The organism is Hyphomonas sp. (genome assembly GCF_041689225.1).
In the GTDB taxonomy this organism is placed as follows: domain Bacteria; phylum Pseudomonadota; class Alphaproteobacteria; order Caulobacterales; family Hyphomonadaceae; genus Hyphomonas.
In genome coordinates, this window is the sequence record NZ_JBDNGN010000070.1 from 1 (window position 1) to 17,879 (window position 17,879).

Genomic DNA, 17,879 nt, shown 5'->3' on the forward strand with positions numbered 1-17,879 from the left:
ACCCCTCGCTTCTTGCCGAACCGCTTCACGATCCTCGGCGCGACGAGCAGGCCGATCAGCGCCGAGAGGAAGACCAGCAAGGTCCACAGGAATATCTGGCCGCCCGAGAAGCCCCAGAAATAGGTCAGCATGAGGAAGGCGAGCGCGGCGGAAAGGCCGGAAGCGACCGCGCCGAACAGGGTGGCGATGAACAGGGCGAAGAAGGACCGGTCACCCAGCGTTTCGAAGACTTCCTTGAAAATGGTGCCCAGGCCGATCTTTCGACGCGGCGGCGGCGCGTGAAAGTGCTTGATCTGGGAATGCGTACCAAGGGCGGAGACCATGATGGCGAGGAAAATCAGGACCGAGGAGATGATGCCATAGGTGGCATAGCCGTCCCGATTGAGTGTGCCGACCGGGTATTTGTCTGTGGCGACCAGGAGCACGCCGAACATGAGAACGCTCATGAGATTGCCGCCGGTCCAGCCGAAGTAGAGCCGCCAGGCCTGCAGCTTGGTTCGTTCGTCATAGTCCTGCGAGAGTTCGGGCATCAGCGACGAACTGGGTGTTTCATAGAAGGTGATGAACGTGCGGATCAGGATGGCGAGCAGGAGCAGGTACCAGAACATCTGGCCGTCGCTCAGCTCGGGCGGGTTCCAAAGCAGGAAATAGCTGACCGATACCGGAATCGCCGCCGCGTACATGAAGGGATGCCGCCGCCCCCATCGTGATCGCCAATTGTCTGACAGGTACCCAACCACCGGGTCACTGATGGCATCGACCACGAGCGCGATGAAAATGGCGAGGCCGACCAGGCCAGGCTCGACGCCAACGACCGTGCCGTAAAAGAGAAGCAGGAAATAGCCGAAGCCAGCGTCTTTCACGCCATAGGCCACAGAGCCAAATCCATAAGCGATCCGGGTGGAAAATGATGTACGGTGCGCCATTACAGAGTTCATCGTGCTGCCACTGTATTCAGCTTGATGCGGGAGTCATCCTTAATCGGCCGGACTTGGCGTCGAGTAAACCTGAGCAAGGGAAGGGTTGAGCATCGCGATACCCAGTATTCTCAATTGCCGCCTCGACCTTCGCCGGGAAGCCGGCGCGGCAGGCGATTCTCTCGTCATGCTTCACCCCCGACCGGGAAGCGGTGGGCCAGGGCGGCGGCGAATCTCGATTCGGTCGTGCAACCGGTGTGTGCGGGACACAGTTTGGTGATGGGCCCATGAATGCACGTTGCGCATCGGCTGTGATGCCGCATATACCCTGTTGCGGCACGCGGGTGGCAGGCTGGTCGCCGGGCTTCAGGAGCGGGGGGCCAATTTGGCGTTCACGGGCCGGATCGCCAGGCCTCACGATCCACCGCAGGTTCCGCCTGCAAATTCCCCGTTTCGCCTGTTGACGCAGCCGAGTCCTTCCCATAGAAGCACCAATTCGCCGGGAAGGCCGCGCTTAATTAGCGAACGCTCCCTCGAAACTGACAATTTAACCTACCCACGCCCGGGCGCTCGATGCTGACGAGCCATCGCCCTGGGCTTAAGTGTTTTGTGTGGACGGACGAGACGATGGAACGACAGAATATCCGGATCAGGCTCAAAGCCTTCGATCACCGCGCGCTCGACATGTCGGCGAAAGAGATCGTGAACACGGCCAAGCGCACAGGCGCGGAAGTGAAGGGGCCTATCCCGCTTCCGACCCGCATCGAGCGTTTCACCGTGAACCGTTCGCCGCACGTCGACAAGAAATCCCGCGAGCAGTTCGAAGTTCGCACTCATAAGCGCATCCTCGACATCGTGGACCCGACCCCACAAACGGTCGACGCGCTGATGAAGCTCGACCTGTCGTCGGGCGTTGGCATTGAAATCAAGCTTGAGGGAGCACGCTAATGGCGCTTCCAGCTCCCCGCTCCGGCGTGCTGGCCCGCAAACTGGGCATGACGCGCGTCTTTGACGAAGACGGTCGCCACATTCCGGTGACCGTGCTGTCGCTTGACGGCTGCCAGGTTGTTGGCCTGCGCACTGAAGACGAGCGCAAGGTCACCACGAAGAAGGGCGGCGAAGTCACCCGCACAGATGGCTACAAGGCTGTCATCCTCGGTACCTCCGACAAGAAAGCCAAGCGCACGAACAAGGCCCTGCGCGGCCAGTTCGCGAAAGCCGGCGTCGCGCCGAAGGCCAAGCTCAAGGAATTCCGCGTCTCTGGCGACCTGCCGGAAATTGGCGCTGAAGTGCTCGCTGACCATTTCGTGCCCGGCCAGAAGGTCGACGTGTCCAGCAACGCAATCGGCAAGGGCTTCGCCGGCGCCATGAAGCGCTGGAATTTCGGCGGCCTGCGCGCCACGCACGGTGTGTCGCTCTCGCACCGTTCGCACGGTTCGACTGGTATGAACCAGGATCCGGGCCGCGTGTTCAAGAACAAGAAAATGGCCGGCCACCTCGGTACCGACCGTATCACTACCCAGAACCTGACGGTTGTGCGCACCGATGTTGAGCGCGGCCTGATCCTCGTGAAGGGCGCCGTTTCCGGTCATGACGGTTCGTTCGTGGAAATCCGCGATGCCGTGAAAAAAGCCCTGCCGAAGGACGCGCCGATAGCCGGTTCGTTCAAGTCGGCAGATGCGCCAGCCCAGACAGAGGGTGCTGAATAATGGAACTCGCAGTCACAACCCTCGCCGGCAAAGCCGCTGGCAAGATTACGCTCGACGACGCGATCTTCGGTATCGAGGATATCCGCAAGGACCTCCTCCACCGTACGGTCCGCTGGCAACTGGCCAAGCGCCAGGCTGGCACGCACAAGACCCAGACCCGGTCCGAAGTGTCGGTCACGACCAAGAAATTCATCCGCCAGAAAGGTTCGGGCGGCGCACGTCACGGCTCACGCAACGCCCCGATCTTTGTCGGTGGTGGTGTCGCTCACGGCCCGCGCGTTCGTAGCCACGCCCATGACCTTCCCAAGAAGATCCGCAAGCTGGCGCTCGCTCACGCGCTGTCGTCGAAAGTGGTCGCCCAGTCGATCATGGTGATCGATGCAGCGACGCTGAAAGAAGCAAAGACCAAGGACCTGGCGGCTCACTTCGCTGGTCTCGGCATCGTGAACGCCCTGATCATCTCGGGCATCACGGTTGACGAAAACTTCGCCAAGGCCGCGCGCAATATCCCGAACGTGGATGTGCTCCCGGTTGCCGGCCTGAACGTGTATGACATCCTGCGCCGCAAGACGCTCGTCATCACGAAGGAAGCAGCTGAAGGCATTCAGGCCCGCTTCGACGGCACGCTGGCTCAACCCGCAATCGCAGCAGAGGCTGAATAGTCATGGCTGATCCGAAGCAACATCACTACGACGTCATCCGTCGCCCGATCATCACCGAGAAATCGACGTTGGTCGCCGAAGAGAACAAGATCGTTTTTGAAGTGTCCATCGACTCTGACAAGAAGACGATCAAGGAGGCCGTCGAGGCCCTGTTCAAGGTTGAGGTCACCAAGGTCAACACGCTGCTCCAGAAGGGCAAGACGAAGCGTTTCAAAGGTCACCTCGGTCGTCGCAATGACGTCAAGAAGGCCATTGTCACGCTCGCCGAAGGCCAATCTGTCGATATCTCGACAGGTCTGTAGGGGAAGGACGTAGAAAATGGCACTTAAGACATTCAACCCAACTTCCCCCGGCCGTCGCCAGCTCGTGCTGGTCGACCGTTCGGACCTGCACAAGGGCAAGCCCGTCAAGGCGCTGACCGAAGGCCTGTCCAAGAAGGGTGGCCGCAACAACCGCGGTCGTATCACCGCACGCCGTATCGGTGGCGGCGCCAAGAAGCTGTACCGCAAGGTCGACTTCAAGCGCACGCGCTGGGACATGCCTGCCGTCGTCGAGCGGCTGGAATATGATCCGAACCGCACGGCGTTCATCGCCCTGATCAAGTACGAAGACGGCCTGCTATCCTACATCATCGCGCCACAGCGCCTTGAAGTCGGCGACACGGTGGTCACGTCGAAAACGGCTGACATCAAGCCGGGCAACACGCTGCCGCTCAAGAATATCCCGGTCGGTACGATCATCCACAATATCGAGCTGAAGCCTGAAAAGGGCGCTCAGATGATCCGGTCGGCTGGCACCTATGCCCAACTGGTCGGTCGTGACGGTGGTTATGCCCAGATCAAGCTGACGTCGGGCGAGCTTCGCATGGTGCTCGACACCTGTCTGGCAACGATCGGCGCCGTTTCGAACCCGGACAACATGAACCAGGTCCTGTCCAAGGCCGGACGCAAGCGTCACATGGGCAAGCGCCCGTCTGTCCGCGGCGTGGTCATGAACCCGGTCGACCACCCGCACGGTGGTGGCGAAGGCAAGAGTTCCGGTGGTCGTCACCCAGTGACGCCATGGGGCAAGAAAACCCGCGGTCCAAAGACCCGTTCAAACAAAGCGACGGATCGTCTGATCATCCGCCGCCGTAACGCGAAACGCTAGAGGAGCCGCGAGACATGCCACGTTCTGTCTGGAAAGGCCCATTTGTTGACGGCTATCTGCTGAAGAAAGCCGAAGAGGCTCGCGCCTCCGAGAAGCGCTCGGTCATCAAGACCTGGTCGCGCCGTTCGACAATCCTGCCTAATTTCATCGGCCTGAACTTCCAGGTCCATAACGGCAACAAGTTCATCCCGGTCACGGTCTCGGAAGAGATGGTCGGCCACAAGTTTGGCGAGTTTGCTCCGACCCGTACGTTCTACGGTCACGGTGCGGACAAGAAAGCGAAGCGGAAGTAGTCATGAGCAAGGCTAAAAATCCTCCGAAGCAGGCTCCAAACGAGTCACGCGCTGTTCTGCGCATGTACCGTTCGAGCCCGCAAAAGCTGAACCTGCTGGCCCAGCAGATTCGCGGAATGCCGGTTGAGCGTGCGCTCGCCGAGCTTCAGTTTTCGCCGAAGCGTCCTGCCAAGGATGTTCGCAAACTGCTGCAGAGCGCGATCGCCAATGCAGAGAACAATCACGGTCTCGACATCGACAGTCTCGTCGTTGCTGAAGCCCACGTCGGCAAGAACATGGTGATGAAGCGTATCCGGGCCCGTGCCCGTGGCCGCGCAGCCCGTGTCCTGAAGCCATTTGCGCAAGTTACCATTGTCCTTCGTGACACAAGCATGGAAGCGGAGGCCGCCTGATGGGTCAGAAAGTTAATCCGATCGGTTTTCGTCTCGGTATCAACCGGACAGCTGACAGCCGCTGGTATGCAGACAGTGCCGATTTCGGCCGTCTGTTGCATGAGGACCTTGCCATTCGCAAGGCGATCCGCGCCAAGCTGAAGCAAGCCGGCATTTCGAAAATCATTATCGAGCGTCCGCACAAGAAGTGCCTGATCACGATCCACACAGCCCGTCCGGGCCTGGTGATCGGCAAGAAGGGCGGCGACATCGAGGTCCTGCGCAAGGAACTCGGCAAGATGACCACTGATGAGGTCCGCGTGAACCTCGTCGAGATCCGCAAGCCGGAAATCGACGCCACGCTGATCGCTGATGACATCGCACGCCAGCTCGAGCGCCGGGCATCGTTTCGCCGCACAATGAAGCGTTCTATCCAGTCGGCCATGCGTCTCGGCGCCCAGGGCATTCGTGTCATGGTTGCCGGTCGTCTTGGCGGTGCGGAAATCGCACGGACCGAGCAGTATGCAGAAGGCTCCGTGCCGCTGCACACGCTGCGCGCCGACATTGACTACGGTACTGCTGAAGCCCTCACGACCTATGGCATCATCGGCATCAAGGTCTGGGTCTACAAGGGCGAGATCATGGAGCATGATCCAATGGCCCAGGACAAACGCCTCGAAGCGTCTGGCCAGGCACGTGCCCGGGCCAATACCAATCAACGCGGACCGGCTACCGGTGCGCAAGCCTCGGGAGCGTAAGAGATGCGTCAACCGAAGCGAACCAAATTCAGGAAGGCCTTCAAGGGCCGGATCAATGGCAAGCCCAAGGGCGGCTTCACGCTGGCGTTTGGCGAGTTCGGCCTCAAGGCGCTCGAGCCTGAGCGGGTTACAGCGCGTCAGATCGAGGCAACTCGCCGGGCTGTCACGCGCTATATGAAGCGTCAGGGCAAAGTGTGGATCCGCGTATTCCCGGATGTGCCTGTGTCGGCAAAGCCGATCGAAGTCCGGATGGGCAAGGGCAAGGGCGGTGTCGACCGTTGGGTCGCCCGCGTCTCGCCAGGCCGCATCCTGTTCGAGATCGACGGTGTGCCGGAAGATGTTGCACGCGAAGCCCTGCGCCTTGGTGCAGCCAAGCTTCCGATCAAAACAAAAGTCGTCAAGCGGATTGAGGGGATCTGATCATGAAAGCCTCTGATGTGAGAACAAAAAGTGCCGACCAGCTCAAGGATGAGTTGATCAAGCTAAAAAAAGAACAGTTCAACCTGCGTTTCCAGTCGGCCACCGGCCAGCTTGAAAAAACTGCCCGTGCCAAGGAAGTCCGTCGCGACATTGCTCGCGTCAAGACGATCCTTCGCGAAAAGGCCGTGGCGGGAAAGGCTTAGGAGAGAGAACATGCCTAAACGTATTATGGAAGGTGTCGTTGTCTCGACGAAGCAGGACAAGACAGCCATCGTTCGCGTCGAGCGTACCTTCACCCACCCGGTGATGAAAAAGATCGTTCGCCGCTCGAAAAAGTATCACGCCCATGACGAAGGCAATGCCGCCGTCGAAGGCCAGATCGTGACCATCCAGGAATGCCCGCCGCATTCCAAGCTGAAGCGCTGGGAACTCGTTTCCGGCGAAGGGAGTGACGCATGATCCAGATGCAGAGTAACCTCCGGGTCGCCGACAATTCGGGCGCGCGCCGGGTCCAGTGCATCAAGGTGCTGGGTGGTGCTGGTCGCCGTTACGCTTCTGTGGGCGACGTCATTGTCGTGTCCATCAAGGAAGCGATCCCGACCGGCCGCGTGAAGAAGGGTGACGTCCGCAAGGCCGTCGTCGTTCGCGTCGCCAAGGACATCAATCGTGCAGACGGTTCGACCATCCGGTTCGACTCCAATGCTGCCGTTCTCATCAACAATAATGGTGAGCCAATCGGAACCCGCGTTTTTGGTCCGGTGCCGCGTGAACTTCGCGGCAAGAACCAGGTCAAGATCGCCAATATGGCGCCGGAGGTTTTGTAGTCATGGCTGCGAAGATCAAAAAGGGTGACACAGTCATCGTGCTCGCGGGACGCGACAAGGGTTCGAAAGGCGAGGTGCTTAAAGTGCTCGTTGACGAACACCGTGTTGTTGTTCGTGGCGTGAATGTTGTGAAGCGTCACCAGAAGCCAACACAAATGGACCCGGGTGGCATCAAGAATTTTGAAGCTACGATCCACGTGTCCAATGTTGCACACGCTGATCCACGCGACGGCAAGCCCGTCCGCGTCGGTTTCAAGACAGACGAGCATGGCCGCAAGACGCGGTTTGCCAAGCGTTCAGGGGAATCCATCGATGTCTAAGGCATACGAACCCCGTCTCAAGACGAAATACCGCGATGAGATCCGGGGCAAACTGCAAGAGCAGTTCAGCTACTCGAACCCAATGCAGGTTCCGAAACTCGACAAGGTCGTGATCAACATGGGTGTGGGCGAAGCTGTCGCCGATTCCAAGAAGATCAAGGCCGCGCTGTCCGAACTGGAGCGCATCGCGGGCCAGAAGCCAGTGGCCACCGTGGCCCGCAAATCCATCGCCGGCTTCAAGCTGCGCGAAGGCATGCTGATCGGTTGCAAGGTGACCTTGCGCCGGGACCGCATGTTCGAGTTCCTCGACCGCCTGACCAACATTGCGCTTCCGCGCGTGAAGGACTTCCGTGGTCTGAACGCCAAGAGCTTTGACGGCATGGGCAACTTTGCCATGGGCCTCAAGGAACACATCGTTTTCCCGGAGATCGCTTACGATCAGGTGGAAGAGATTCGCGGTATGGACATCATTGTCTGCACCACCGCCTCAACCAACGAAGAAGCCAAGGCACTGCTCGCCGAATGTGGCTTCCCGTTCCGGAACTAGCGCCAGGAGATCTGCTGATATGGCAAAGAAGAGCGCAATCGAGAAGAACAACCGGCGTCAGAAGCTTGTTGCCCGCTATGCGGACAAGCGTGCTGAGCTGAAGGCCATCGCGATGGACGAGAACCTGTCTCTTGAGGAGCGCTTCAAAGCGCGTCTCAAATTGTCAGAGCTTCCTCGGAACTCCGCGCCGAGCCGTGTTCGCAATCGCTGCGAGGTTACCGGGCGTCCGCGCGGTTACTATCGTAAATTCAAGATGTCGCGGATCGCGCTCAGGGACCTCGGTTCTACGGGCATGATCCCCGGTCTCGTGAAATCCAGCTGGTAGGGAGGAAGAGCTAAATGAACCTTTCTGATCCCCTCGGCGACATGCTGACCCGCATCCGGAACGCCCAGATGCGCGGCATGTCTAAAGTTGTAACCCCGGCGTCGAAAATCCGCGCCCGCGTCCTGGATGTCCTCATTAATGAGGGTTACATCCGCGACTATGCGGAAGTGGAAAAAGACGGCCACAAGAACCTCGAAATCGAGCTAAAGTATTACGAAGGCCAACCGGTCATTTCGGAGATCAAGCGTATCTCCAAACCGGGTCGCCGCGTGTACTCTTCGGTCTCTGACATTCCGCTCGTGCGCAATGGCCTTGGCATTTCCATCCTGTCGACTTCGCAGGGTGTCATGTCGGACAATGCCGCACGGACGAAAAATGTCGGTGGCGAAGTGCTCTGTCGGGTATTCTAGGAGAGCGCTGATGTCACGTATTGGAAAACTTGCAATCCCGGTCCCGAATGGCACGACGGTTTCCGTCAATGGCCAGACGATCACGGCAAAAGGCCCCAAGGGCGAAATGACGTTCACCGTCGCTGAAGTCATCACACCGAAGTTCGAGAATAACGAACTTTCGCTGATGCCACGCGCCGACATGGTGAAGACGGCTGAAGACAAGATCGCGACTGAAAAGTCGCGTGGCCGTCGTTTGCCTACGTTCGCCGAAGCCCTCGACTCGACGGCCCGCACACAGTGGGGCACCGCTCGCGCGCGCGCCGCCAACATGGTACAGGGTGTTTCGGAAGGCTTCACCAAGTCGCTCGAACTGGTCGGCGTGGGTTACCGCGCGCAGATGCAGGGCAGTGACCTGAAGCTGGCCCTCGGCTTCTCGCACGATGTGATCTACAAGGCGCCGCAAGGCATCTCGCTCGCCTCGTCGAAGCCGACCGAAGTCGTTATCACTGGTGCTGACAAGCAATCCGTTGGTCAGGTCGCCGCTGAAATCCGTAAGTATCGTCCGCCTGAGCCTTATAAAGGCAAGGGTATCCGGTACGTTGGCGAATATGTCCGCCGCAAGGAAGGCAAGAAGAAGTAAGCCAATGAAAAGTTCACGCGAAAAATTGCAGCGCCGCGCTCAGCGGGTCCGCACAAAGCTCCGCAAGGTCGCCGAAGGGCGCCCGCGCCTGTCGGTTGCGCGCAGCCACAAGAACATTTCTGCCCAGATTATCGACGACGAAAAGGGCGTAACGCTCGCTTCGGCATCGACCCTGGAAAAGGATGTCCTGGGCAAGTCTAAGACTGGCGCTGATTCTGCTGCTGCCGCCCTCGTTGGCAAAGCGCTCGCCGAGCGCGCCAAGAAGGCCGGTGTCGAGGACGTCGTGTTTGATCGCGGCGGCTACATGTTCCACGGCCGGGTGAAAGCCCTGGCAGACGCCGCCCGTGAGGGCGGCCTCAAATTCTAGGGAGAAGCCAAATGGCTGAAGAAAGAGGACGAGGCCGCCGTCGCGATCGTGAGGAAGAAGTTTCCGAGATCGTCGACAAGCTGGTTGGCATCAACCGCGTCGCCAAGACGGTGAAGGGCGGCAAGAACTTCGGTTTCGCCGCGCTCGTCGTGGTCGGTGACCAGAAGGGCCGCGCAGGCTTCGGCAAGGGCAAAGCCCGCGAAGTGCCTGAGGCGATCCGCAAGGCAACCGAAGAAGCCAAGCGCAACATGGTGCGCGTGCCACTTCGCGAAGGCCGCACGCTTCACCATGACGGCAAGGGCCGCCATGGTGCTGGCAAGGTTGTGCTCCGCGCAGCGCCTCCGGGTACGGGCGTTATCGCCGGTGGTCCGATGCGCGCCGTGATGGAAGTGCTTGGCGTCCAGGACGTTGTCGGCAAGTCGATCGGTTCGTCGAACCCGTACAACATGGTTCGCGCCACGTTTGATGCTCTTAAAGAACAAGCCAGCCCGCGGTCTGTCGCTTCCAAGCGCGGCCTCAAGGTTCAGGATGTTGTCGGTCGTCGTACCGATGGTGCATCCGAAGCCGGCATGGCCGACACCGTAAGCTAGAGGGACAGGCGACATGGCGAAGAAAATGCTCACCGTCCGTCAAACGGGCAGCCCGATCGGCCGCGATCCCAGCCAGCGCCAGACGCTGATGGGGCTTGGCCTGAACAAGGTTGGCCGTACGAAGGAACTTGAAGATACTGCGCCGGTGCGTGGTATGATCCGCAAAGTGGCCCACTTGGTCGAGGTGGTCAGCGAGTAGCGCGATTTGCGCGAACTGGCTGCTGTCTCTCAGAATAGATTATCGGAAGATAAAGCGATGAAACTCAACGATCTGTCCCCAGCTGAGGGCTCCACCAAGAACCGCATGCGCGTTGGTCGCGGTGTCGGCTCGGGTAAAGGCAAGACAGCCGGTCGCGGCGTCAAGGGCCAGAAGGCTCGTTCCGGCGTTGCCGTGAACGGCTTCGAAGGCGGCCAGATGCCAATCTACATGCGTCTGCCAAAGCGTGGCTTCACGGCGCGCAACTCGAAATCGCACGCCTGGATCAACCTCGGCCGTCTCGGCAAGGCGATCGAAGAGGGCAAGCTCGACGCCAAGAATGTTACCGAGGACACGCTGATGGCAGCGGGCCTGATCAACAAGCTCGGCGATGGCGTGCGCCTGCTCGCCAAGGGCGACGCTCCCAAAAAGGTCAACATTACAGTGACCGGCGCCTCGAAAGCGGCCATTGAAGCAATCGAGAAGGCGGGCGGAACGGTCACGTTGACTGGTCCCACGAAAGACACAGCTGAAGTTTAATCAGCGGTTTTTTTCCGACACCCCTTCACAAACACTGTTTCGCCGCCGATTTTGGCGGCGAACGCTTTTTCAGGGAGGCTGAACGGCCGATGGCGAATGCTGCAGAACAAATGGCTCGCAACGTCAATTTTGCGAGCTTCGGGAAAGCCAAGGACCTCCAGAACCGGATCCTGTTCACGCTGGCGATTCTCGTCCTGTACCGGCTAGGCACGTTCATCCCGATTCCCGGCCTCGACCCATCGCAGTACGCGAGCCTTTTCGCCAGCCAATCCAGCGGCATTCTCGGGTCGATGAACTTGTTTGCCGGCGGCGCCGTCGAGCGTATGGGCGTCTTCGCCCTGAACGTGATGCCGTACATCACGGCGTCGATCATCATCCAAATGATGACGTCGGCTTCGCCCACGCTTGAAAAACTCAAGAAAGAGGGCGAATCGGGCCGCAAGCAGATCAACCAGTACACCCGCTACCTGACGCTCGCGTTCGCGCTGGTTCAGTCATTCGCGATTGCGGGCGGCCTGTCGGCGGTCCGCATCGAGGGTATCGCGCCCTGGTTCTTCATCCTGACCGGCGTCGTGACGCTGACCGGCGGCACCATGCTGCTGATGTGGATGGGCGAGCAGATCACAGCACGTGGCATCGGCAACGGCATCTCGCTTATCATCTTTGCGGGCATCGTGGCCGAACTACCGCGCGCGATCTTCAACCTGATCACACAGGCCCGCACGACGTCCGTGAACATCGTCTTCGTGATTGCCATCGCGGCCATGGTCATCGCGCTCGTCATGTTCATCGTGTTCATGGAGCGCTCTCAGCGCCGATTGCTGATCCAGTATCCGAAGCGCCAGCAGTCCCAAGGGTTCGCGCAAGGCCAGCGCAGCTTCCTGCCGCTCAAGATCAACACGTCCGGCGTTATTCCGCCGATCTTCGCCTCGGCCCTGCTGATGCTGCCGATGACGGTAATCGGTTTCCTTGGTGGCAATGTCGCGGATGGCGGCGGCAGCGGTATTCTCGGCGTCCTGGCGACTCACTTCTCGCCGGGCTCGTGGACCTACATCATCACGCAGGCTGTCCTGATTGCCTTCTTCTGCTTCTTCTACACGTCGATCATGTTCAATCCGGAAGAGACCGCAGACAATCTGCGCAAGTATGGCGGGTTCATTCCCGGCATCCGTCCCGGGTCCAACACAGCGGCGTATATCGACTATGTCCTGACGCGCCTGACCACGATCGGTGCCCTCTACCTGGTCTTCGTCTGTATTCTTCCAGAGCTGTTGCGTCGCTATTTCCCCGAGATCCCGTTTTACATAGGTGGAACATCTCTGCTCATTGTGGTTTCGGTAACAATGGATACGGTTACGCAGATTCAGTCGCATTTGATCGCGCACCAGTATGAAGGCATGATCAAGAAGTCGAAGCTCGGGGGCCGCAAGAAATGAATTTGATACTGTTCGGGCCGCCTGCGGCCGGAAAGGGTACACAAGCGAAACGTCTCGTGGAGGAGCGCGGATTCGTCCAGCTTTCCACCGGCGACATGTTGCGCGCTGCGCGGGCATCAGGCTCAGAGCTTGGCGAGCGCGTGGCCCAGATCATGGATGATGGCGGCCTCGTGTCGGACGAGATCGTGATCGCGCTGATCGATGAGCAGCTGGAAGTACAGGCCGGAGCGCCGGGCTTCATTTTCGACGGGTTTCCACGCACGGTCGGCCAGGCCGAGGCGCTGGATACGCTGCTCGACTCACGCGGCAGTGCCGTGGACCTCGTGATCCGCATGCTGGTCGACGATGACAAGCTGCTGACCCGCGTGACCAAGCGGTTCGAGGAGCAGGGCCGGAAAGACGACAATCCGGAAACTTTCTCGCGCCGACTTGAAAAATACTATGAAGATACAGCGCCCTTGCTGCCGATCTACGCCGAACGCGGCGTGCTGGTCGAGATCGACGGAATGGGTGAAATTGACACGGTCGCGTCCGAAATTGACACGGCCCTGAAACAGACGGCCTAAAGCTGGGATTCCGCTGTTGACGCGGGGATTTGCGGGGCTATAAGCCTCATCTCTTAGCTTAAGGCTTAATCGCCAGTGCGCGACGGGGCGGGATCCGCCCCCTTGCGCTCTTTATGTTTGAAACAGTCGCTTCAGGAGTAACGGCTTTGGCCCGTATTGCAGGCGTTAACATCCCGACCAACAAGCGCGTTGAAATCGCGCTACGTTATATTCACGGCATTGGTCCGGCCATGGCACGCGAAATCATTGAAAAAGTGGGCATCGCGCCTGCACGCCGCGTTGCGGAACTGTCTGACGCCGAAGTCATTGGCATTCGCGAAGCGATCGACGGTGGCTACATGGTCGAAGGCGACCTTCGCCGCGACACGTCGATGAACATCAAGCGCCTGATGGACCTGGGTTGCTATCGCGGCCTGCGCCATCGTCGCAAGCTGCCTGTCCGCGGTCAGCGCACCCATACAAATGCCCGTACCCGCAAGGGCCCGGCGAAGCCGATCGCCGGCAAGAAGAAATAGGATCAGACCGACATGGCCCGCGATACAACCACACGAGTCCGCCGCAGAGAGCGCAAGAACATTACCACTGGTATTGTTCATGTGAACTCGAGCTTCAACAACACGATGGTCACGATCACCGACGCACAGGGAAACGCGATTTCCTGGTCGTCTTCGGGTGTCGTGGGCTTCAAGGGCTCGCGCAAGTCGACGCCTTATGCTGCGCAGATGGCTGCTGAAGACGCTGCGAAGAAAGCCCAGGAGCATGGCCTGCAGACGGTTGAAGTGAATGTGCGCGGACCAGGTTCGGGTCGTGAGAGCGCCCTGCGTGCGCTTCAGGCTGTCGGCCTGACGGTGACGTCGATCAATGACACGACGCCGATCCCGCACAATGGGTGCCGCCCGCCGAAGCGCCGCCGCGTCTAACTAAACCATTTCCTGCGGCGCACTTTGCGCCGCTTGCCGCTTTCAAGGAAAGTCGCCCATGGCTGACAAAGAACTTATCTCCGTCAACGACCGCAACTGGAAAGAACTGATCCGTCCGAACCGTCCTGTGGTTCAGGCTGGATACGACACCAAGCGGAAAGCAAAGCTGGTCATCGAGCCGCTTGAGCGCGGCTACGGCACGACGCTCGGCAACGCGCTGCGCCGCGTGCTGCTGTCGTCGCTTCAGGGCGCGGCCATCATTGGCGTGCAGATCGACGGCGTGGTTCACGAGTTCTCTGCGATCTCGGGCGTCCGCGAAGACGTTACGACGATCGTGCTGAACCTGAAGCAGGTCGCTATCTTCATGGAATCCGATACGCCCAAGCGCATGGTGCTGAAGGCGAAAGGTCCGGGCGAAGTCAAAGCCGGCCAGATCGAAACGCCAGCTGACAGCAAGATCCTGAACCCCGACCTCGTCATCTGTACGCTGGACGATGGCGCGGAAGTTCGCATGGAATTCACTGTCGCCACCGGCAAGGGCTATGTGCCTGCCGATGCGCACCGTCCTGAAGATGCCCCGATCGGCTACATTCCGATTGACGCGATCTACAGCCCTGTCCGCCGCGTAGCGTACCTGGTTGAAGACACGCGCGAAGGCACCGTGCTGGACTATGACAAGCTGACGCTCGACATCGATACAGACGGATCTGTCACGCCGGAAGATTCGGTCGCCTATGCGGCCCGTATCCTTCAGGACCAACTCCAGCTGTTCATCAATTTCGAGGAGCCAACCCTCGAAGTGGGCCAGGCTGCAGAAGAAACCGACCTCGGCTTCAATCCCGTCCTCCTCAAGAAGGTCGACGAGTTGGAACTGTCCGTGCGTTCGGCGAACTGCCTGAAGAACGACAATATCGTCTATATCGGCGACCTCATCCAGAAATCCGAAGCAGAGATGCTGCGTACGCCGAACTTCGGCCGCAAGTCGCTGAACGAGATCAAGGAAGTCCTCGCTGGCATGGGCCTGCATCTCGGCATGGAAGTGCCGGACTGGCCGCCTGAAGACATCGAAGGCCTTGCCAAGAAATACGACGACCACCTATAGGACCCGATCAATCTGATTACGGGGGCCTGATCCCCTCCAGAGGACACGACAATGCGCCACGGACTAGCCCATCGCAAACTGAACAAGACAAGCTCGCACCGCAAGGCGATGTTCGCGAACATGGCTGCAAGCCTGATCACGCACGAGCAGATCATGACGACCCTTCCGAAAGCGAAGGAAATGGCGCCACTCATGGATAAGCTGATCACGCTTGCCAAGAAGGGTGACCTTGCAGCACGCCGTCAGGCCATCGCGAAAGTCCGCGACGAAGACGCTGTCCGCAAGCTATTCGAGGTAATGGGCGACCGTTACAAGGACCGCAATGGCGGCTACACGCGCGTGATGAAAGCCGGCAACCGTCCGGGTGACAACGCGCCGGTTGCAGTGCTCGAACTGGTCGACCGTGACGAGAGCGCCAAGGGCGCCGCCGACAAGGCCCGTCACCAGGCCGAAATGGACGCAATGGACGAATAGTCCTCTGCGACATGCTAGAATTCAAAAACCCCCGGGCGGAAACGTCCGGGGGTTTTTCTTTCGCGACGAAGTTGACAGTTGACCATTGGCGGCGTTATACGCCGTCCCTCGCTGCCGGGCTGTCCTGACAAGGATGACCTGCCGGCCCAACCGGAAGAGACCTGAGATGAAGCTGAGTTGTACAAATACGACCCGCTCCTCGCAATTGCGGGGAGCGCCGTCAGCGTCCCCCGCGCTTTGGCCGGTGAATGCCTGACCTCGTATTGAAAATTTGAGTCTGCCGCCGCTGAAGCCTTGTTTCAGCGAACGCGATTTGAAAGGAGGTGGATCATGGGTATGCCCATGACCATGACCCTGCTGCATATGCGTCCGAAAGGACATGCAGTTCAGACGCCGCTGCTCGGCTTCCTGGCAGGGCCGCATGCCGATCTCATCGCAGCGGGTTCCTGACCTTGCCGACGGCCCCGCGCCACGCTGCTGCGATCCTTCTGGTAAGTGCATCAGGCCTTCGCAGTACGGAGATTGTCCGTGCCGTGGAGCGGGGCCGTGACTGTGATCTTGCACGCCTGCTGGTGAACGGTGAGGTGTCCGGCGGCCTGGTGAAGGCGCTCGGGCGCCTTGGTGAAGTGCTTTGGGAGGCGGGCGACTATGCCCGGTTCCTCGCCCTTTTTGCCGAGCCGGAGGCGGGCCGCGTGTTGCGTCACATGAAGGTCATCGCCGCTGATCGGCTCGCTCTGATCGGGGCGTTGCCGGAGGCGCTGCGCCGGTCCGGTATCATTGCTCACCTCCCGGGGCGGGCCGTGGCGGTTGAGGAACTGGTGGTGGCGTTCCATCTCGCCCGGCGCATTCATGGTGCGGGGGAGGCGGCGGCCATGGAACCGGGCCGGCAATGCGTCTGCCCTGTTCGATATGGCCGCTGAAGCACTTCAGCCGGTTCGGTTCGGGCACATCCTGCCTGTGCCGCGCTTGCCGGAGGGGTTCGTACCTGCCGCCGACCGCAAGGCGCTGGTCAGCGTTGCGCTGGAGTTCCGCAACTGCCTGCGGGATTTCACCGGCGATCTTTCTGCCGGGCGCATGGCCGTTTTTACTGTCCGCGAGGGCAGCGAGATGGCGGCCGTGGCCCTGAGGCGGGATCCGGCAGGCTGGCGTCTCGCCGAGGCGAAAGGCCGCCAGAACGAGGATGTTTCGCAGGATGCGCTTCGCCGCATCGTGTCCGTCCTCGGAATGGCGGGCGTGCTTACCGGCGAGTCCACCTGGGTCCTGGCCCGTCGCCTGCACGAGCATGCGTGCGACGATTGCGGTCCGGCCTATGTGGGCGCGCGTGAGACATGGTGTGCCCGGCTGGCGCTGGGATCGCTGTGGGATTGAGGCGTCTGACGGAAAGCCCCTTCTCCCGACGGAGCAGGGGCTTTTTGTCCGCGATGCAATCCGATTCTTGAAATCAGTCCGTCCGGATATGCGTGCCGGTGGCATTCAGCTGGACGCCTCCCATGCCACTGCGTGATCCGGCAATGCCCAGGACGAGATAACCCCTTGGCCGGTCGAGCTGGACCCGGAAAATCGAGAGATAGTCGAGACCGAGAACCATCGCGGGTTCGTCGGCCATGCCGAGTTGCACAAACAGGGCCGGATCGGCGACGATGAGATCGGGGCCGGTGACGCGGTGGTTGCCTAACGTGAACTTTCGGGCTGTCGCAACCCGGATCGCGACGTTGCCGCCGGTTATGCCGCGGATCGTCTGGGTTTTCTCGTCATTCGGCCTGGCGCCTGCCGCTTCAGCGAACCGACTGTTCACATAAGAAATGTTGGACCCGGTATCGATCAGGGCCAGGCCTTTGACACCGTTCAGTTTCACCTCGGCGAACCAGAGTCCCTGCCGGAAGTGCATCCTCATTCGGCTGGAAGATAGCCCGGTGCTCCTGTCAGGGCTGCCATCGTAAACGAGGACGCGGCCCTCATCGAAGTCGAAGTCGACAACGTCACCTTCGAGCGCAGTCAGCGGCACGACATTGTGGATCCCGACGACAGCAATTCGCCGACTCAGGGCGGCGGGAAACGCCTCAATAAGCGTATTGCCGACCCAAAGGCTGTCGACGTGAACCACCGGAAATATCTGTGGCCCCTCCAGTCCGAGGACATTAACGGAGAGTTCATCTGGGGGCGGCACACCGGCTGCGGAGGCGGTCGCGCTATCAATCATGGCATAGGTGGCCGCCGTGTCGATCACGCCGACAGCCTCGGCTGAACCATTGATCCTGAGCGGGACGACCATGTGGCACGAAGGGGTCATGTCAAAGGGGATGACCTGCCGCTCCGTGGCTGCGGTGGGAAAGGCGGCGGCCAGAACCAGCATGGCCAGCG

31 protein-coding genes are annotated in these 17,879 nt (G+C 60.0%); 29 read left to right on the top strand and 2 right to left on the bottom strand.

Going from position 1 to position 17,879, the window contains the following annotated elements:
• A partial coding sequence (locus ACESNB_RS06310) for an MFS transporter (protein ID WP_373005447.1) occupies positions 1-926 on the bottom strand: 926 nt, incomplete at its 3' end.
• Positions 927-1,544: 618 nt separating this feature from the next.
• On the opposite strand from ACESNB_RS06310, the gene rpsJ reads away from it, so the two are divergent.
• From rpsJ to ACESNB_RS06455, 29 genes are all read left to right on the top strand, one after another.
• Entirely contained in the window at positions 1,545-1,865 is a 321-nt protein-coding gene (gene rpsJ / locus ACESNB_RS06315; RefSeq protein WP_035619473.1) for a 30S ribosomal protein S10, read from the top strand.
• Positions 1,865-2,626, top strand: a complete 762-nt coding sequence (gene rplC, locus ACESNB_RS06320; protein WP_373005449.1) for a 50S ribosomal protein L3 — start codon at positions 1,865-1,867, stop codon at positions 2,624-2,626. Before rpsJ ends, rplC begins: the two co-directional genes overlap by 1 nt.
• Positions 2,626-3,288, top strand: coding sequence for a 50S ribosomal protein L4 (gene rplD / locus ACESNB_RS06325; protein WP_373005451.1), 663 nt, complete (start codon positions 2,626-2,628; stop codon positions 3,286-3,288). The genes rplC and rplD overlap by 1 nt, the downstream gene beginning before the upstream one ends.
• Positions 3,289-3,290: 2 nt before the next feature.
• The gene (locus ACESNB_RS06330) at positions 3,291-3,590 is read left to right on the top strand and encodes a 50S ribosomal protein L23 (protein ID WP_373005453.1); all 300 of its coding nucleotides are present in this window, start codon (positions 3,291-3,293) and stop codon (positions 3,588-3,590) included.
• Between the two features lie 16 nt (positions 3,591-3,606).
• Positions 3,607-4,437, top strand: coding sequence for a 50S ribosomal protein L2 (gene rplB / locus ACESNB_RS06335; RefSeq protein ID WP_373005455.1), 831 nt, complete (start codon positions 3,607-3,609; stop codon positions 4,435-4,437).
• Between the two features lie 14 nt (positions 4,438-4,451).
• Positions 4,452-4,730, top strand: coding sequence for a 30S ribosomal protein S19 (gene rpsS / locus ACESNB_RS06340; RefSeq protein ID WP_373005457.1), 279 nt, complete (start codon positions 4,452-4,454; stop codon positions 4,728-4,730).
• A gap of 2 nt (positions 4,731-4,732) precedes the next feature.
• Entirely contained in the window at positions 4,733-5,122 is a 390-nt protein-coding gene (gene rplV / locus ACESNB_RS06345; RefSeq protein ID WP_373005459.1) for a 50S ribosomal protein L22, read from the top strand.
• Positions 5,122-5,859: a 30S ribosomal protein S3 gene (gene rpsC, locus ACESNB_RS06350; protein WP_373005461.1), complete on the top strand. Its 738-nt coding sequence runs from the start codon at positions 5,122-5,124 to the stop codon at positions 5,857-5,859. Before rplV ends, rpsC begins: the two co-directional genes overlap by 1 nt.
• 3 nt (positions 5,860-5,862) lie before the next feature.
• On the top strand, positions 5,863-6,279 hold the full coding sequence (rplP, locus tag ACESNB_RS06355; protein WP_373005463.1) for a 50S ribosomal protein L16: 417 nt from the start codon (positions 5,863-5,865) through the stop codon (positions 6,277-6,279).
• 2 nt (positions 6,280-6,281) lie between these two features.
• Positions 6,282-6,482 carry a 50S ribosomal protein L29 gene (rpmC, locus tag ACESNB_RS06360; RefSeq protein WP_373005465.1) on the top strand — a complete coding sequence of 67 codons (201 nt, stop codon included), beginning with the start codon at positions 6,282-6,284 and terminating at the stop codon, positions 6,480-6,482.
• Positions 6,483-6,492: 10 nt separating this feature from the next.
• On the top strand, positions 6,493-6,738 hold the full coding sequence (rpsQ, locus tag ACESNB_RS06365; protein ID WP_373005467.1) for a 30S ribosomal protein S17: 246 nt from the start codon (positions 6,493-6,495) through the stop codon (positions 6,736-6,738).
• Positions 6,735-7,103, top strand: a complete 369-nt coding sequence (gene rplN, locus ACESNB_RS06370; protein ID WP_034738431.1) for a 50S ribosomal protein L14 — start codon at positions 6,735-6,737, stop codon at positions 7,101-7,103. Before rpsQ ends, rplN begins: the two co-directional genes overlap by 4 nt.
• Positions 7,104-7,105: 2 nt before the next feature.
• On the top strand, positions 7,106-7,423 hold the full coding sequence (gene rplX, locus ACESNB_RS06375; RefSeq protein ID WP_373005469.1) for a 50S ribosomal protein L24: 318 nt from the start codon (positions 7,106-7,108) through the stop codon (positions 7,421-7,423).
• Positions 7,416-7,970, top strand: a complete 555-nt coding sequence (rplE, locus tag ACESNB_RS06380) for a 50S ribosomal protein L5 (protein ID WP_373005471.1) — start codon at positions 7,416-7,418, stop codon at positions 7,968-7,970. The genes rplX and rplE overlap by 8 nt, the downstream gene beginning before the upstream one ends.
• Before the next feature lie 19 nt (positions 7,971-7,989).
• On the top strand, positions 7,990-8,295 hold the full coding sequence (gene rpsN, locus ACESNB_RS06385) for a 30S ribosomal protein S14 (RefSeq protein ID WP_373005473.1): 306 nt from the start codon (positions 7,990-7,992) through the stop codon (positions 8,293-8,295).
• A 14-nt stretch (positions 8,296-8,309) separates the two neighbouring features.
• Complete coding sequence (rpsH, locus tag ACESNB_RS06390; protein WP_373005475.1) at positions 8,310-8,705, top strand: 30S ribosomal protein S8; 396 nt, start codon at positions 8,310-8,312, stop codon at positions 8,703-8,705.
• Between the two features lie 10 nt (positions 8,706-8,715).
• On the top strand, positions 8,716-9,327 hold the full coding sequence (gene rplF, locus ACESNB_RS06395; RefSeq protein WP_373005477.1) for a 50S ribosomal protein L6: 612 nt from the start codon (positions 8,716-8,718) through the stop codon (positions 9,325-9,327).
• 4 nt (positions 9,328-9,331) lie between these two features.
• Complete coding sequence (gene rplR / locus ACESNB_RS06400; RefSeq protein ID WP_373005479.1) at positions 9,332-9,694, top strand: 50S ribosomal protein L18; 363 nt, start codon at positions 9,332-9,334, stop codon at positions 9,692-9,694.
• 11 nt (positions 9,695-9,705) lie between these two features.
• Positions 9,706-10,284 carry a 30S ribosomal protein S5 gene (gene rpsE, locus ACESNB_RS06405; protein ID WP_373005481.1) on the top strand — a complete coding sequence of 193 codons (579 nt, stop codon included), beginning with the start codon at positions 9,706-9,708 and terminating at the stop codon, positions 10,282-10,284.
• A 13-nt stretch (positions 10,285-10,297) separates the two neighbouring features.
• A complete protein-coding gene (gene rpmD / locus ACESNB_RS06410; RefSeq protein WP_373005483.1) occupies positions 10,298-10,483 on the top strand; it encodes a 50S ribosomal protein L30 in 186 nt (61 codons plus the stop codon).
• A gap of 57 nt (positions 10,484-10,540) precedes the next feature.
• Positions 10,541-11,020: a 50S ribosomal protein L15 gene (gene rplO, locus ACESNB_RS06415; RefSeq protein ID WP_373005485.1), complete on the top strand. Its 480-nt coding sequence runs from the start codon at positions 10,541-10,543 to the stop codon at positions 11,018-11,020.
• A gap of 89 nt (positions 11,021-11,109) precedes the next feature.
• A complete protein-coding gene (gene secY / locus ACESNB_RS06420; protein ID WP_373005487.1) occupies positions 11,110-12,456 on the top strand; it encodes a preprotein translocase subunit SecY in 1,347 nt (448 codons plus the stop codon).
• Entirely contained in the window at positions 12,453-13,022 is a 570-nt protein-coding gene (locus tag ACESNB_RS06425) for an adenylate kinase (RefSeq protein ID WP_373005489.1), read from the top strand. The genes secY and ACESNB_RS06425 overlap by 4 nt, the downstream gene beginning before the upstream one ends.
• 146 nt (positions 13,023-13,168) lie before the next feature.
• Positions 13,169-13,537: a 30S ribosomal protein S13 gene (gene rpsM, locus ACESNB_RS06430; RefSeq protein ID WP_373005491.1), complete on the top strand. Its 369-nt coding sequence runs from the start codon at positions 13,169-13,171 to the stop codon at positions 13,535-13,537.
• 12 nt (positions 13,538-13,549) lie between these two features.
• Positions 13,550-13,942 carry a 30S ribosomal protein S11 gene (gene rpsK, locus ACESNB_RS06435; protein ID WP_340692205.1) on the top strand — a complete coding sequence of 131 codons (393 nt, stop codon included), beginning with the start codon at positions 13,550-13,552 and terminating at the stop codon, positions 13,940-13,942.
• Positions 13,943-14,000: 58 nt separating this feature from the next.
• Entirely contained in the window at positions 14,001-15,044 is a 1,044-nt protein-coding gene (locus ACESNB_RS06440; RefSeq protein WP_373005494.1) for a DNA-directed RNA polymerase subunit alpha, read from the top strand.
• A gap of 51 nt (positions 15,045-15,095) precedes the next feature.
• Positions 15,096-15,518 carry a 50S ribosomal protein L17 gene (rplQ, locus tag ACESNB_RS06445; protein ID WP_373005496.1) on the top strand — a complete coding sequence of 141 codons (423 nt, stop codon included), beginning with the start codon at positions 15,096-15,098 and terminating at the stop codon, positions 15,516-15,518.
• A gap of 452 nt (positions 15,519-15,970) precedes the next feature.
• Complete coding sequence (locus ACESNB_RS06450) at positions 15,971-16,438, top strand: hypothetical protein (RefSeq protein WP_373005498.1); 468 nt, start codon at positions 15,971-15,973, stop codon at positions 16,436-16,438.
• On the top strand, positions 16,428-16,886 hold the full coding sequence (locus ACESNB_RS06455) for a hypothetical protein (RefSeq protein WP_373005500.1): 459 nt from the start codon (positions 16,428-16,430) through the stop codon (positions 16,884-16,886). Before ACESNB_RS06450 ends, ACESNB_RS06455 begins: the two co-directional genes overlap by 11 nt.
• Before the next feature lie 73 nt (positions 16,887-16,959).
• Here ACESNB_RS06455 and ACESNB_RS06460 read toward each other — a convergent pair.
• A partial coding sequence (locus ACESNB_RS06460; protein WP_373005502.1) for a retropepsin-like aspartic protease occupies positions 16,960-17,879 on the bottom strand: 920 nt, incomplete at its 5' end.